The organism is Granulicatella sp. zg-ZJ (assembly GCF_010892355.1).
In the GTDB taxonomy this organism is placed as follows: domain Bacteria; phylum Bacillota; class Bacilli; order Lactobacillales; family Aerococcaceae; genus WM01.
In genome coordinates, this window is the sequence record NZ_WNJY01000006.1 from 47,233 (window position 1) to 62,296 (window position 15,064).

A 15,064-nucleotide genomic window follows, 5' to 3' on the forward strand; every position below is an offset into this window, starting at 1 on the left:
TCTTTTCAATATCTTTCTAGTATCGAACATTCTTATCTTCTCAAACACGACTTAACGTATGTTATTCATACGCCGACAAACAAAGTATTGGGGATATGATGGGAACATACCTTTATTTATCGCTAAATCGTGTTTGAGAAAACAGGTGATAAACACCTGTTCTCTACTTACTGCTTATTTTTTTGATTTTTTCATACCAATAAAGGCAAAGCCCATTAAACCTAATCCTAAAGCAATAAAGATAACTGTACCAATACCACCTGTATCTGGAATGGTTGGACGTTTGTTATTATGCACTTTATCTGCAGTCGCATTTCCGTTCTCAGTTGCTGACATTACTGCTGTTGGATCTGTATAGTATGATGTTTGTGATACTGTAAACGAAATTTTTGACGTTAACAGTTGATACCCAGTTGGTGCTTTTGTTTCTTTTAAGTAATATTGTTTTGAACCGTCACCAATTGCTGTGGTTGATGTATCTGGAAGATATCCTAACCCTTTAATTTCAAATTCTCCATGTTCATCAGAAACTAATACAATGTCTTCACCCGCAACAGCTGGTTTAAATTTACCTGCATCAATCGCTGCTCTATTTGCTGCAATTAATCCGTCTGTCCATTTCATAGGTGTTTCATCTTGATCAGTATTATACAGTTTAAATTCCGCTCCAGATAATGTCACATTTTCATCTGTTGCATCATCTTTTGTAAATCTTTTACCTCCTGTATAAACGTATACCGGTGGAGAAGGTGGTGTTTCTGGTGGTGTTTCTGGTGTACCCGGTGGTGTGCTTGGTGGTGTATTTGGTTTTGGATCATTTGGATCATGATGATTACCGCCACTGTTTTTATAAACGATTTTCGTTTCGTTTTTAATCCCTTTACCCATAATTGCTTTGTCATTGATTTTCGCTTTTAACTCGACTTGAATAAATGGATTTGCATCTGTATTTTCTGTCACATTACCAATTTCCGTAGCACTTGGATGATTACGTTTATCTAGCGAAACGCTACGTGTGATTTTATCTAACCCCTCTGATGTTAAAGAAACAGTAACTGTTCTACTATCTGTTGTTGGAGGTGTTACTGTATAGTCTGTATCTTTAATCAATTCAGTTGTACCAAATTGAACTTTACCAACACCTACATAATCTAATGCTTCATCCAATGTATCTGTAAAGTCATATTTAGAATATGTATCAATATTTGTCGGAATCGTTCCTTTTAAATAGAATTGAATGTCTTGACCAGCATTATAGCTACCCTCATTTGAACCAAGTTGATTCACATCCTTGTCTACTGACGGTAATTTACCTGTTACGTTTTTTGGATACACATGAGCTTCTGATAAGTAGCCTGATCCATCACTTGCACTTAAAGGTAATGTCAAACGGAATGGCACAGCATATCCTGCTGATACTTCTGACGGTGCTGAATGTTCGATAATCCAATACGTACCATTTTGTTCTTTTGTACGAATAAATTGCACTTCTCCATTTTCAGCTGTTGGATCTAACAGTCCTGAGTTACCGTCACCAGTAATTAACGCATCTAACTGTGCTTCTGTTTTAGCCATCAGTTTTGCATTTGTCCATTCTGGATCATTTAGTTTATCCTCTGGAATTTTATACCATTTGAAGATAACGTTTGATAATGTTCTTACATTTGTCCCTAATGCTCCTATTTCTTCATTAGTCAATGCTTGACCATTTTCATTTACTTTAGGAACAGTACTGTTATACGCATCTGCTTGTAACTTCACAATAGTTACTGTTGTGCTATCAGGAACGCTAGCTGAAACACCGTTAATTGCAAAAACAGGTTGCGCATACGGAACAGCCGGAACAAAAGCACCACCAAGTAACATCATGGCTAAAGCAACACGATTAAACTGCTTTAACTTACTTGTTCTTGTCATAAGTTTTTCTCTCCTTTTTTGTTGTGATAGACGAACTATAACGCTTGAATATTTATTCGTCAACTCCCCCATAACAGCCCTCCCTCGTTAATTTTTATACATTTTAAAGCGTTTTTATTTAATACATAGGTTTTTATCTATCTACAAAAAAGGATTTTCTAAACCCCCTAAAAAAATACACAAAATATAGATTTTTTTGTTTTACGATCTATATTCTGTGTATTTCTCATTAAATTTTAATTTTAAAGCCATCCATTTTTTTCTGCAATGTTTACTGCTTCAATACGATTTGTTGCTTCTAATTTTAGTAAAATTGTTGACATATAGTTCCGAACTGTTCCATTAGATAAAAACATTTTTTGGGAAATTTCTTTATTAGACAATCCTAAAGATACTTGTTTTAATAATACTTGTTCTTGTTCTGTCAATGGATTTTCTTGCATAAACATCACTTCCATAAGTTCTGGGGAATACTCTTTTTGACCTTTCAAAACACTTTGAATGGTTATCATCAAGTCTGAAATGCTCCGTTCTTTTAATACGAAAGCATCTACACCTGCTCTAACTGCTCTTTGAAAATATCCCGGACGTTTAAATGTTGTCACAATAATCACTTTCGTGTTTAACTGTCGTTCACGTATCCATTCTAAAACATCTAGTCCTGTCATGTAGGGCATTTCAATATCTAGTATTGCTACATCAATCTGCTCTTTTTCTAAACAATCTATGGCTAATTTCCCATTAGATACTTGGTGAACATGACGAATTTCCTCTTGCATTGTAAGTAATTGACACATCGCATCTAATAACATTCCTTGATCTTCTGCAACTAATACATTCATATCAAGTCCTCCTCCAATGGTATCCACATTATCAAACGTGTTGGATCTTTTAGTGATGTCATTTCTAGCTGTCCTTTTATTGTTGTCAATCTATCTCGTATTGAATGCAACTCTTGTCCTGTCCATGTATCAAATCCAACACCATTATCTTCTACCGTTATTAGCATTTCTTTACTTTTTCGTTCAAATCCTATATGACAATGCGTTGCTTGACTATGCTTGATTAAATTATTACCACATTCTCTTAATATCATCGTAATCACTGCTTGTAACGGTTCTGATAAGACTTTTATCATATCACGATTTGTCACATTCAATGTGATTTGTGCCATAGCAAACATATTTTGTAAAATGTGCAATTCCTCTTCCACTGTATGTTTTTTCAAAGACTGAACAACCTGCCTAACCTCTTTCATGGAAATTGTCGTCACTTCTCTAAGTTCTTCAATTTCTTTTTTCGCTTTGTCATACTCTTTATTTTCCATGAACGCTATTGCTAATTCACTTTTTACACTTAACATGGCAAAGACATGTCCCAATGTATCATGTAAATCTTGTCCAATACGGTTTCTTTCATTTTCCGCTAGTAGTAAATTGATAGATTCATTTTTTTCTTGAAGTATTTTCTTTAAACGCTCCTCTTTTACGCTTTTTCTCATCACATACATCATACCAACCGCTACTAAATGAAAAATTACCAAAAAGATAATTGCTTCGATGTCTTTTACTTGGAATATACAATAAAGCAATACGGCATAGGTCATATAAAAAATAATGTAGCGTTTACTTGTTAAAGCATCATCTTGAAAATGCCATGTCAATATATTGGTAATATAGAAAATAAATAATGTTGACATGATACTCCCAAATACCGTTAACACAATGGTGTACACACATAGATAAAGAAATAATATCCATTCAATGCTCTCTTGTTTAACCAGTATAAGCGATAAGTATGAAACAACAAAAAGAATTGTTAATGGTAAAAACCATAGAGAATATTCTCCCGTAAAAATGTAGTAAAATGGAAAAATAAGATAAACAAGTGATACAAAATACATTGGGTGTATTTTTTTGAAAATCGACATTATTTTACCTCCTGTTTTTTTCTCAAAATAAACGCTATTCCTCCTACTATTATGGCATATACAACAACAATTAGTAAAGTTAAGATATTCACGGTATCATTCTTTAAATACCCCAAGACCAACTGATTTGCATAATAACTTGGCGTCATATGAGCTACTTGCTGCATCCATTGTGGTAATGTTTCATAAGGCATCCACGAACCTCCAAAAATAGCCAAAACAAAATACAAAATATTCGCAACGATATTCATGGTTTGTGTTGTTTTAAAAAGAGTTAATAATAACCCAATCGCTAAGTAGGTCAAACTGCCTACTAACAATAATAGAGCACTCACAATCCATTGCTCCATACTCATTGTTATATTTTTGATAAAAATACCTACAGCAAAATTGATGATAATCGAAATAACAAAAGATACAAACATGCGTATCACTTTTACCGCATAGTATTGTGCTAACGAAATCGGCGAATGCTGTATTTGTATCAACCAATTATTTTTCTTATCTGTATCAAGTAAAATTGGAAAACCGTATAATCCAAAACTACTCATACTAAAAGCGGTCATGGTAATTAAATAATTGCGTGTTAGTATCGCCACATCCCCATAGCTACTATCAAACATAGATGAAAAAAGCAGGAAAAACAAAACAGGCATACCAATCCCTAAAACAAATGAAAACAAATCACGTTTTGTTAAAATCAATTCCATTTTTAATAAAGCACCCATTATTTTTCCTCCTTTGTATTATCAAACAGTGTATTTAATAATGTTTTGTTTAACATTTCCATATCTTCAATCGAACACCCTAATTTTTGTAGATATTCAAAGACTTTTTGGGGCTCTTTTGTCATAAACGTTATCGTATCACGTGATGTTTTGACATCATAAATTATCTCAAGTTTTTGGATACTTTTTTGATATATAATCGGTATATTAAACTGCTTTTCTCGTTCCTCCGAACGCATTTTATGCGGTGTCGTATCACGTAAAAGTTGCCCATGATGCAACACTAAAATTCTATCTGCCGTATGTTCTACTTCTTCGATGTAGTGTGAGGAGTAAATAATCGTGACACCCTTTGTTTTTAATTGAGAAATAATTTCCCAAAACCGTTGTCTTGTCGACGTATCCATACTTGCTGTTGGTTCATCTAAAAATAAAATACTTGGTTGACCAATGAGCGTTAGTACAAAAGACATCAACCGTCTTTGCCCACCCGATAATTTTTCGGTAACTTGATTTTTTTGCTCTGCTGAAAAACCTAGTAAAGCATCAATTTCTTCTGTGGATAATGAATTTTTGTGAATTTTTTGGAAGAATGTTATCAATTCGAATACTTTCAAATTTTGAGGTGCTACATTTTCCTGTGGTAAAATGGCGACTTTTGTTTTTAAGGACGCATGTGTGACAGGCATTTTATCAATCGTTATTTCACCCTTTGAAACAAATTTATCGCCAATTAAGCAGGACATTAACGTCGTTTTTCCTGCTCCATTCGGACCAATCAAAGCGACACAATCTCCTTTGTTAATCGTAAAAGAAATATCTTTTAAAATATGTTGTCCACTTATCGTTTTATATATTTTATTTACTTCAATCATATAACACACTCCTCATGCTCCGTATTTAGTTTGATAGATATAGTATAATCTCTAGTTCCAACTCTTATTAGTAAAGGATGTCACATAAAAAAATGACATTTGTCACATCACATGATATAAAGCTTTAGGTGGAGAGCACAGAAAATAAATGCTATATCATTTTTATGTCGATATATAAATTTACATTAATCTAACAGAGGTCTATAATATACTTATGAAAAGAAACAGGTGATGCCAATGTACACATCGTTTTATACGGACAATTTATGTTTAAATAGATATTATGGAGATGTACGATTATGAAAATAAAATGGGAAAATGAAAATCAAGAGTTATTAACTGTAATATATCGTTTAGTATTGGATTATCTTATAAGTGATAAAGAAAGAGAACTTTTATTAGAAGCAAAGAATAAGATAGAAAATAATATGTATGAGAGAAAAGTTGTGGAAGATTTAAAAACACAATTAGGAATACTTGCTTTGAAACGAGAATTGTCACGAGATGTCAGCGTATTTTTTTCAGAAATTTCAAGAAAAACTCCAGGTCATAAATTGGGATATTCTTTCTATGATTCACTGATACGTTAAATGTCACACACAACTTTTGTAGTATCGTTCCATAAACAGAAATGAAAGGTAACAATACTTGACTATTCTAGTGTTTAAAGGCATTCAAGATAATTGTTTTAGTGGTGATAGATGGACACAAAATTTTTCTTATATATCATACTTCTTCTTACACTCATAGCAGCATATGGAGAGGACAAACAGAAAAAAATTGTCATATACAATTTAATCATCAAAAATGAAAAAATGGCTATGTTAAAACAAGCAATCTCACAACAACAGTTGGATAAAATAAAAGCCATTCGCTTTATCAATGGAAAATATAGACTAGGCGTTTATTTTTCAAAATAAATATATGATAAACTTGTATGAAATCAAAAAGGCATGCACGTCATTCGTACATGCCTTTCTTAATGGCTGCTATATTGATAAATAAAAATTATCTCTATCATTTACCTATAATATACACAGTTGTTCGTTTTGCTAATGTACTGCAAGAAAAAAGCAGATTTCAAAAATTTTTAGCTTTTTTGAAGTCTTTTCCTTTTATTAAAATTATGAAAGTATACATTGACACTTAAGACACTTAATAACACCATTACACCTAACTTAATCAATGCACTAGTAGTATATTTCTATATATTAGGTAATCTAATTATCTCAACTCGAAATATAGAGGATGCACCCAGCTGATTATCTAATATTTTCTTCTATAGGCTATACAATACTTAGTCACTTTTCAAAATATTCTATTACATTAAGCAAAATCCTCGATTTAAAATTCTATCTCGTTCACTTTTCTCATCCTTTAATTTTTGCGTTTCTTTTTCAATATTCATAACTTTCATGTGATGATACTTATAATCTTGTATCCATAGACACGTTAATAGATACCAAATAAAAACATCTTTATCATTTTCAGAACCGTTCTCCATTAAATCATCTATTTCCTTATTTAATTGTTGTTTATCAATTATGTCTAATAATTTTGAACGACTTACTATCTCTTGTATGCTATCATTTTGTAATTTTGATTGACTAAATGAAGCCGTTACTTTAGAAAGCATTGGATATACAGAACACATTTGTTTCAGGTGAATATTTACAAAAATTTTATGTTGCCAGTGAACTTTTAACATAGCTCTATTCAATGTTTTTCGATGCTGAGATATATCCCATACGTAAAACACAATAGTAACAAAAATACATAGTATTAAAAAACTAGCATTGTTCATTTATCTTCCTCCAATTCTTTTTTATGAAATAACTTACTTTGAAGTTTTATAATCATCTCATCTTTTTTGTCAACGACACGCTCTAAACGGATAATTGCTCTCTCCTCAATAAAAATAATCACATCAAAATTTTTTCTTGCATGCCTTTGATGTAAAGTAAATCCAATAAATTCAAAAATAACAATTATTGCACATATACCAAATGGTACATTGGCATCTAAACTAGATTTTAAATGCTCTAACCAAGAAAAATAGTCCATATCTCACTTCCTTATCTACAAATTTTATCAACATGACACATCATGTACTATACATACTATATGCAAAGATAAAGAAATTTTCTATGTAGATAGACAAAAAGATGAAAAGACCTAACAAAAAAGTTCTCTAACCTACCATTTTAGGTTAGAGAACTTTTTTTATTAGCTTGCTTTTTCATTTGACTTGAACGTAATTGACCACATGCAGCTTCTATATCGTGTCCAAATTCTTTACGTACGACACAGTTAATACGATTTTTCTTTAAAACATCGTAAAAGGCAACTACTCGCTCTTTACTACTACGTTCATATTGGTCGTGCTCTCTTACTTTGTTATATGGAATTAAATTGACGTATGATAGATGCTTTTTGTCTTTTAATAAATCAACTAACTGTTGAGCCTGTTCAACAGAGTCGTTAACATGATCTAACATGATGTATTCAAACGTCACACGTCGATTTGTTTTGCGAATGTATTCATCAATCGCACCCATGACAACTTCAATCGGATATTTACGATTAATACGCATAATTCTCGAACGTGTTTCATTATCTGGTGCGTGTAAAGATAAGGCGAGGTTCACTTGTAAACCATTATCTGCAAATTCTATAATTTTTGGAGCTAGTCCACTCGTAGAAACAGTAATATGTCTAGCACCTATCGCCAATCCTTTGTCAGAATTTACAACGGATAAAAATTTTATAACATTATCATAGTTATCAAAAGGTTCTCCTATTCCCATTACAACAATATGACTAACACGTTCGTCCTTACCTAAAGTATCCAATGTTTTTTGAACGTGCATCACTTGTGCAACAATTTCACCAGCAACTAAATCACGTTGTTTGGCAATGATACCACTGGCACAAAATGTACAGCCAATATTACAACCCACTTGTGTTGTGACACAAATAGATAAACCATATTCTTGAGGCATCAATACTGTTTCAATGAGTAAGCCATCTGCTAATTCAAATAGAAATTTACGTGTCCCATCAGTTGATTGTTGCTTAATTTTTTCATTCAAAACAGGAAAAGCAAATGTTTCTTCTAATAAATCAATTATATCTTTAGATAAATTTGTCATCTCTTGAAAAGAATTGACACGTTTTCGATATAACCAATCCCACACTTGATTGGCACGGAATTTTTTTTGTCCATTCTCAATAAACCACGCCTCTAAATCTGCTAATGGGTAACTATAAATCAGTGGTTTACTTTCTAATTCATATTTTGCTACTTTTTTATTAACCATATTTATCTCCTAATCAGTATCCTGTGCTTATTATAGCATACTCTCCTTTCGTTTATAAGATTTTCTCGTAGTAAATCAAGTAAAATCTCTGTAAAAATAAACACTTCATAATATCAATTTTCCCTCGTTATTTAGATTTTAGCTCTATCGAGAATAAAGCAACTGTATTTTGATAATGTTTATACTAAAAGAAAAAGGCAGTGAATGACAAAGGCATTCACTGCCAAGTGATGTGCTCTTTTCCAATACAATTGATAAAGAACTATCAATTCATATTCACTCTGTGCCACTCATTGATTACGTAAGCTAAAGCACCTAATTGATATGCACCTACACCACTTACTTCCGTACTGTGAATAGTGCTACCGCCTAATCCAGCAGTATAGATAGATACTAAATATGGCTTATTTTCTTCTACAATCGCACAAACATTCAAAGCTTCACGAACATATCCTGGTTTTTGATACACAGGTACTTTCACAAATGTCTTATAATACTCGTCTGGGAAAGAGTAGCCAAGATACATGATTAAATCACGATATTTCTCTCTATCATTCCACAAGTATTCTAATACTTGAATATAGTAATCTGTAGTTGTTTTATTATTCAAGTCGATTGTTTTAGTATCTGCTTTGGATTGCCCATAACGTCCAAACATGGCATACGCGGCTTCAATACCTCCTAATCTATCTGCCAATGCGTAGGCGGGGGTATTCTCAGAATATTGTAAGGAATATTTTTGCATTTGTGGAATAGTCATAGCTCCGCCAAAAACTGAGACGTATGTATCATGCTCCCCTTTGTATTCATAGGTTGTTCCCGTAATATCAAATGCCTCATCTAAAGATAACCGCCCTGCTTCTACTTCATCAACTACTAACATATTTAATGGTAATTTATATGTACTACCAGCTGTCATCGGCTGTGTATCATTCATAGAAAAAGTTTCATTTGTGTCAATATCTTTATAAGAAAAAGCAATACTCTTATAATCAATACCAAACTCGTCTAAATAGGCTTTTACAGTATCTACTAAAGATAAATTGGGGTAGTCATAATACAAACCATACGCATCCATTTCTGCCAAATCGGCTTTCATCACATCTTGTTTTTCTTCCATTGATTTTTGTCGTTTTTTGACTGCTTTTTCCTCTATTTTCTCTACGGATTCTGATGATATTTCACTTTCTGTTTCTCTGGTGGATTCTTGAGTTGTACTCTGCTGCGTATTTTCTACAAACATCACTTTTGGATTGGGCATACGATAGAGTACCAAACCAATAATAAATGTGACTAAAACACCTATAGCAATTCCTAATTTTGTTTTATCTTTCACGTCTATCCTCCATTATTGTCCACTTATTATAAGAGATTATTTGGAAAATAACAAGATACTTTACAAACAAAAATGACTAGTTTTTCACTAGTCATTTTATTCTTATGAAAGAGTCGTTTCAACACTAATTAAATCATGCTTTTGCAAGGCTTTAATAATATCCAATCGTAATGCCGATACCGTAATAAAACTTTCCTCAATATCTCGTGTCCAAATGAAAGCTTTCACCTCAACATACGTTGTACTCAACTCCGCCAGCGTCACTTTAGTATCTTCTTTATTCAGCACGAGATGATGACGAATAATTTGTTCTTTAATAATATCTATGACCTTATCTAAATCTTTATCCAATCGAATATAAAAGGAAATCGGATAGCTTGTTGTTGAATCCTTTTTGTCATTATTGATAACGACCGTTTCATTCATCACATAATTCGGAACAATCGCACGCTCATTCGTATACAATTTAATCACTGTATAATGTAAATTCATTTCTTCAATGACACCAGTAATATTTTTATCGGATAATCGTACTCTATCACCGATTTTGAAGGCATCTGATTGTATCAATAAAATACCTGCCAATAAGTTCCGAATCACATTTTGTAAAGCAAAACCTAACACTGCCACGACAAGTGCTGAGTTAGCTAGTAGAGATGTAATAAATCCTCTAAAATTTTCAAACTGACTTAAAATAAGAAAAAAGCCAAAAATCAATGCTCCTGTTTTACATAAATTTCCAATAAAACGTACAGATAAATTATTACGTTTGGCTAGAAGCCTATCCGAAATCGTACGTACGATGATATAAAATACAATGGCAAATAAAATCGTCCACACTTTAGTGTCTTTTAATAAATCTAGCATCTCCGTTTCCTTTCTAATAAAATATTCATTATTTATGAGAACATCTTGAATACACACCATTCATAAGTCTATGTCTAGTATTAGTCGGTGCATATCCATTATAGCCACTTCATACCATACTCCTCTTAGTAGCCGATTTTTCTATTCCACTAACCCACTTTGAATGTATGCATCCACTAAGTTTTGTGTCGCCACAATAGAATCTATGTGTGTACGCTCATAGGAATGACTTGACTCAATCCCCGCTCCTAATAGAGCATGCTTCACATCTGCACCGGCACGCATTGCTGCGGAGGCATCACTCCCATAATATGGATAAATATCTAACTGAAATGGGATAGCATATTGATTCGCCAACGCTACTAAATGTTGACGAAATCCATAATGATATGGACCAGAACCATCTTTCACACAAATAGATACAGTATATTCATCTGTTTGTTGATCATCCCCCATTGCTCCCATATCCACAGCCAAATATTCTACTGTACGCTCATCAATAGATGAATTAGCACCGTATCCAATTTCTTCATTTGTTGAAAAATAGATATGTGTTGTATATGGTAGTACTATTTTTTCTAGTTGGTATTTTTCTAAAAGTGCCAGTAAAATAGCAGCACTCACTTTATCATCAAGGAATCGACTTTTGATAAATCCCGTATCGGTTAAGGTAGTTCTTGGGTCAAAGCTAACAAAATCTCCTACATTGATGCCTAATGCTTTTGTATCATCTGCTGTTTTGACTTTCTCATCTAAACGTACTTCCATATTATCTTGTGTACGTTCAATCGTACCTGCCTCACGATACACATGACAACTCGTTTGATGTAATAAAATTGTTCCTGTCACTTTCCCCCCCGTACTCGCAATATGTACTGTACAGTTTTCTCCCTCAATCATATTCCAAGGGAATCCACCGATTTTATCTAATTTTAATCGTCCATCTGGTTTAATCGCACGTACAATAGTACCTAAAGTATCCACATGTGCCGTCACTACTCTATGTTTAGTATCATCTTTACCCTGAACGGTTACTAAAACACCGCCTTTATTGGTACGTTTAGCTCTATATCCCATTTTTTCAGTCGTTTCTATCAAATACTCTATAACATCTTTTGTGAACCCTGTTGGAGATGCTATTGCCAACAATTCTTGTAAATAGTTTAATGCGTTCATCTTATTCTCCTTATTTTGACTTTATTACATTTATTATATCAAAAAAACGCAATAAGCGTGACTTATTGCGTTTTTTGATTTTCTTAATGTTGTTTTTTAAGCCATACAGCAACACCAATACAAAGTAGTCCAATGAACATCGTCCACAATGCCATTTGTTCTCCTGTTTTCACCAGTGTTTTATTTTTTGTTGTTTCTTTTGACAGTGTACTATTTGTTTTTATATTTGTATTTTCTTTAACAGTTGCTTTTTTCACATAGAACGTTCCCACTGCTTTACCATCACGAGAAACAATACTTAATTGATGTTTGCCTGTTGTTAATGTTGCTGTATACATATTTGATAATGTAACAATCGTACTACCACTTTTTACCGTATACATACTTTTATCTACCATTTTACCGTCAACCATAACAGATACGAATTTATTGAAATCAGCATTTGATGCCATTCTAAGTGTTTGTCCCGCTGAAATTGTTTGATTATTTCCATCAATCATCATATATTCTATTTCTGCATCTTTTGGTAGATGTGGTAATACTGGAGATTTTTTCAAGACAAGTGCTTTAATCGTTTCTTCTAATTTTTCCACATCATGATTAACATCATTTTGTTGTGTAATATTTTTTGTTTTATCAATATTTTTAATAAAATCTGTTAAAGCTTTTACGCTTTCTTCTGTATAGCTATCCAAATCTTTTGGTACTGTTGCTAGCACTTTATCTAATGCTGTGTAATCTGCTTTTTTCAATGTTAGTGCTTTTACTAAATCTTCTAACTGTTTCACGTATGCATCAACATCACTTTGTTGTGTGATATTTTTTGTTTTATCAACATTATTGATAAAATCTGTTAAAGCTTTTACACTTTCTTCTGTATAGCTATCCAAATCTTTTGGTACTGTCGCTACTACTTTATCTAATGCTGTGTAATCTGCTTTTTTCAATGCCAATGCTTTTATTAAATCTTCTAATTGTTTCACGTATGCATCAACATCACTTTGTTGTGTGATATTTTTTGTTTTATCAATATCATTGATAAAATCTGTTAAAGCTTTTACACTTTCTTCTGTATAGTTATCCAAATCTTTTGGTACTGTCGCTACTACTTTATCTAATGCTGTGTAATCTGCTTTTTTCAATGTTAGTGCTTTTACTAAATCTTCTAACTGTTCCACGTATGCATCAACATCACTTTGTTGTGTGATATTTTTTGTTTCATCAATATTATTAATAAAATTCGTTAGATTTTCAACTGTTTCTTCTGTATAGTTATCTAAATCTTGAGGTATTTTTGATATACCTTCAATTAATGCTGTATAATCTGCAGGTTTTAGTTCCAATGTATTTAACAATTCTTCTAATTGTTTAGCATATTCATTCACTTCTTCTTGTTGATCGTTTGTTTTTGTTCGATCAATCGAATTAATTAGTTTTGTTAATGCATCAACAACATTTGTGTTGTATATTGTCAAATCTTTTGGTACTCGTGCAAGTAATGCATCCACTTTTGCATAATCAGCATTCGGTTTTTTAGCAAACACATCTGCATTTTTTGTTGCAAAAGCTTGCATAAGTCTAAAGGCTAAATTTGGTTTATATTGTCTTGACGGTGTATCACACCATGTACAAACCATACTTCCGATAATATTCACGTTTGCACTTGGATCATCTGGATTATAAGTGGTACCTGCCACTTGTCTAAATGGTGCTTTTTGAACGCCATCTAATCCTTGTTGTAAGTTATACCAACCACTACCTGAATAATCACGACCCACCACATAATACCAAGCATCATTTGTATTTAGAATTTTATGTCCTTTTGCACTCAATGTTTTTGCAGAGGCAACATTATATCCATTCCAACCCGATGTCCAATAAGAAATAATAATATCTTTATCAAACGTTACCTCTTCACTATTATTATAGTAAAATCCGTCATTAAACGCCATTGGTTGTAAATTTGCATCTTTAATAATCTGTGCCAGAGCGTTCACATATTCTCCGAATGTTTTATAAAGTCCTTTTGATTGTAATGCTTTAAATCCATTCGTGCCTTGTGTGTATAAGTCATTGGCAAATTCATCTGCCCCAAAATTAAAAATACGTACTTTTCCAGAAAAATAATTAGCATATTTTTTAACTAATTGTTTTGTAAAATCAACAGCTTCTGTATTCGTAATATCTAATGTTCTATCGGAACTTATACCATTATTTGTGTGGAACGGATTAGCAATCCCTAATTTTTCCATAGCAACTAAAATCGCATCCATATGTCCTGGGCTATTGACAGCTGGAATAATAGACACTTTCTTAGAAGCAGCATACGCCAATAACTCTGTCATTTCTGCTTGGGTTAAAGCATCCCCATTTCGATCATTATAATAAGATCTATTCCCTTCTTTTATCGCTTCTTTGACAGCATTACTTGGGTACGTTTTACTATTTGTTGTAATTTCCATGTCATCTAGAACGAATCTTAAACCATCATTACCTAATAAAACGTGTAAATCAGTAAAGCCTAATTCTTGTGCTTTATCGACAAGCTGTTTGAGTTGTTCTAATGAAAAATATTTACGCCCTGCATCAATCGAAAACACACGCATATAGTTCTCTTGATCGGAATACGCTTTCAAACTCGGTGAAATACCTACGAAAAGCACAACTACCATTAACCACTTTATCCATTTTTGTATCCATTTTCTCATACAAACCCCTCCAATATTGTGTTGTTGATTTTATTATAACAATATATAAATAAGAAAACTATATTTATGGGGATTTTTTCATGATACCGCTTTTATTTTTTCATATAATTAACTACCCCCTATCATCCAATACTCATCAAATATTTAGACAAATCGTAGAATATTTTATACATTTTCTTGATTATCATGTTAAAAAACATCACACAC

14 protein-coding genes are annotated in these 15,064 nt (G+C 32.6%); 2 read left to right on the forward strand and 12 right to left on the reverse strand.

Going from position 1 to position 15,064, the window contains the following annotated elements:
• Positions 1-174 precede the first annotated feature (174 nt).
• The 5 genes from GMA11_RS03060 to GMA11_RS03080 all read right to left on the reverse strand — a co-directional run bounded on the left by GMA11_RS03060 (position 175) and on the right by GMA11_RS03080 (position 5,450).
• Positions 175-1,917, reverse strand: coding sequence for a SpaH/EbpB family LPXTG-anchored major pilin (locus tag GMA11_RS03060; protein WP_163545744.1), 1,743 nt, complete (start codon positions 1,915-1,917; stop codon positions 175-177).
• 242 nt (positions 1,918-2,159) lie between these two features.
• The gene (locus GMA11_RS03065) at positions 2,160-2,759 is read right to left on the reverse strand and encodes a response regulator transcription factor (protein ID WP_163545745.1); all 600 of its coding nucleotides are present in this window, start codon (positions 2,757-2,759) and stop codon (positions 2,160-2,162) included.
• The gene (locus tag GMA11_RS03070; RefSeq protein WP_163545746.1) at positions 2,756-3,847 is read right to left on the reverse strand and encodes a sensor histidine kinase; all 1,092 of its coding nucleotides are present in this window, start codon (positions 3,845-3,847) and stop codon (positions 2,756-2,758) included. Before GMA11_RS03070 ends, GMA11_RS03065 begins: the two co-directional genes overlap by 4 nt.
• The gene (locus GMA11_RS03075) at positions 3,847-4,575 is read right to left on the reverse strand and encodes an ABC transporter permease (protein WP_163545747.1); all 729 of its coding nucleotides are present in this window, start codon (positions 4,573-4,575) and stop codon (positions 3,847-3,849) included. Before GMA11_RS03075 ends, GMA11_RS03070 begins: the two co-directional genes overlap by 1 nt.
• The gene (locus GMA11_RS03080; RefSeq protein WP_163545748.1) at positions 4,575-5,450 is read right to left on the reverse strand and encodes an ABC transporter ATP-binding protein; all 876 of its coding nucleotides are present in this window, start codon (positions 5,448-5,450) and stop codon (positions 4,575-4,577) included. The genes GMA11_RS03075 and GMA11_RS03080 overlap by 1 nt, the downstream gene beginning before the upstream one ends.
• 299 nt (positions 5,451-5,749) lie before the next feature.
• On the opposite strand from GMA11_RS03080, the gene GMA11_RS03085 reads away from it, so the two are divergent.
• Together GMA11_RS03085 and GMA11_RS03090 are read left to right on the forward strand one after the other, a co-directional pair.
• On the forward strand, positions 5,750-6,040 hold the full coding sequence (locus GMA11_RS03085; RefSeq protein WP_163545749.1) for a bacteriocin immunity protein: 291 nt from the start codon (positions 5,750-5,752) through the stop codon (positions 6,038-6,040).
• A gap of 111 nt (positions 6,041-6,151) precedes the next feature.
• On the forward strand, positions 6,152-6,370 hold the full coding sequence (locus GMA11_RS03090) for a hypothetical protein (RefSeq protein WP_163545750.1): 219 nt from the start codon (positions 6,152-6,154) through the stop codon (positions 6,368-6,370).
• Positions 6,371-6,771: 401 nt separating this feature from the next.
• Here the strand turns inward: GMA11_RS03090 and GMA11_RS03095 are convergent, their stop codons facing one another.
• From GMA11_RS03095 to GMA11_RS03125, 7 genes are all read right to left on the reverse strand, one after another.
• Complete coding sequence (locus GMA11_RS03095) at positions 6,772-7,254, reverse strand: hypothetical protein (RefSeq protein WP_163545751.1); 483 nt, start codon at positions 7,252-7,254, stop codon at positions 6,772-6,774.
• On the reverse strand, positions 7,251-7,514 hold the full coding sequence (locus GMA11_RS03100) for a hypothetical protein (RefSeq protein WP_163545752.1): 264 nt from the start codon (positions 7,512-7,514) through the stop codon (positions 7,251-7,253). The genes GMA11_RS03095 and GMA11_RS03100 overlap by 4 nt, the downstream gene beginning before the upstream one ends.
• Positions 7,515-7,654: 140 nt before the next feature.
• On the reverse strand, positions 7,655-8,770 hold the full coding sequence (rlmN, locus tag GMA11_RS03105) for a 23S rRNA (adenine(2503)-C(2))-methyltransferase RlmN (protein WP_163545753.1): 1,116 nt from the start codon (positions 8,768-8,770) through the stop codon (positions 7,655-7,657).
• Positions 8,771-9,035: 265 nt separating this feature from the next.
• Positions 9,036-10,031, reverse strand: coding sequence for a serine hydrolase (locus GMA11_RS03110; protein WP_163545775.1), 996 nt, complete (start codon positions 10,029-10,031; stop codon positions 9,036-9,038).
• Positions 10,032-10,208: 177 nt separating this feature from the next.
• A complete protein-coding gene (locus GMA11_RS03115; RefSeq protein ID WP_163545754.1) occupies positions 10,209-10,973 on the reverse strand; it encodes a mechanosensitive ion channel family protein in 765 nt (254 codons plus the stop codon).
• A 141-nt stretch (positions 10,974-11,114) separates the two neighbouring features.
• The gene (locus GMA11_RS03120; RefSeq protein ID WP_163545755.1) at positions 11,115-12,149 is read right to left on the reverse strand and encodes a M42 family metallopeptidase; all 1,035 of its coding nucleotides are present in this window, start codon (positions 12,147-12,149) and stop codon (positions 11,115-11,117) included.
• 83 nt (positions 12,150-12,232) lie between these two features.
• A complete protein-coding gene (locus GMA11_RS03125) occupies positions 12,233-14,857 on the reverse strand; it encodes a family 20 glycosylhydrolase (RefSeq protein WP_163545756.1) in 2,625 nt (874 codons plus the stop codon).
• Positions 14,858-15,064: the final 207 nt, after the last annotated feature.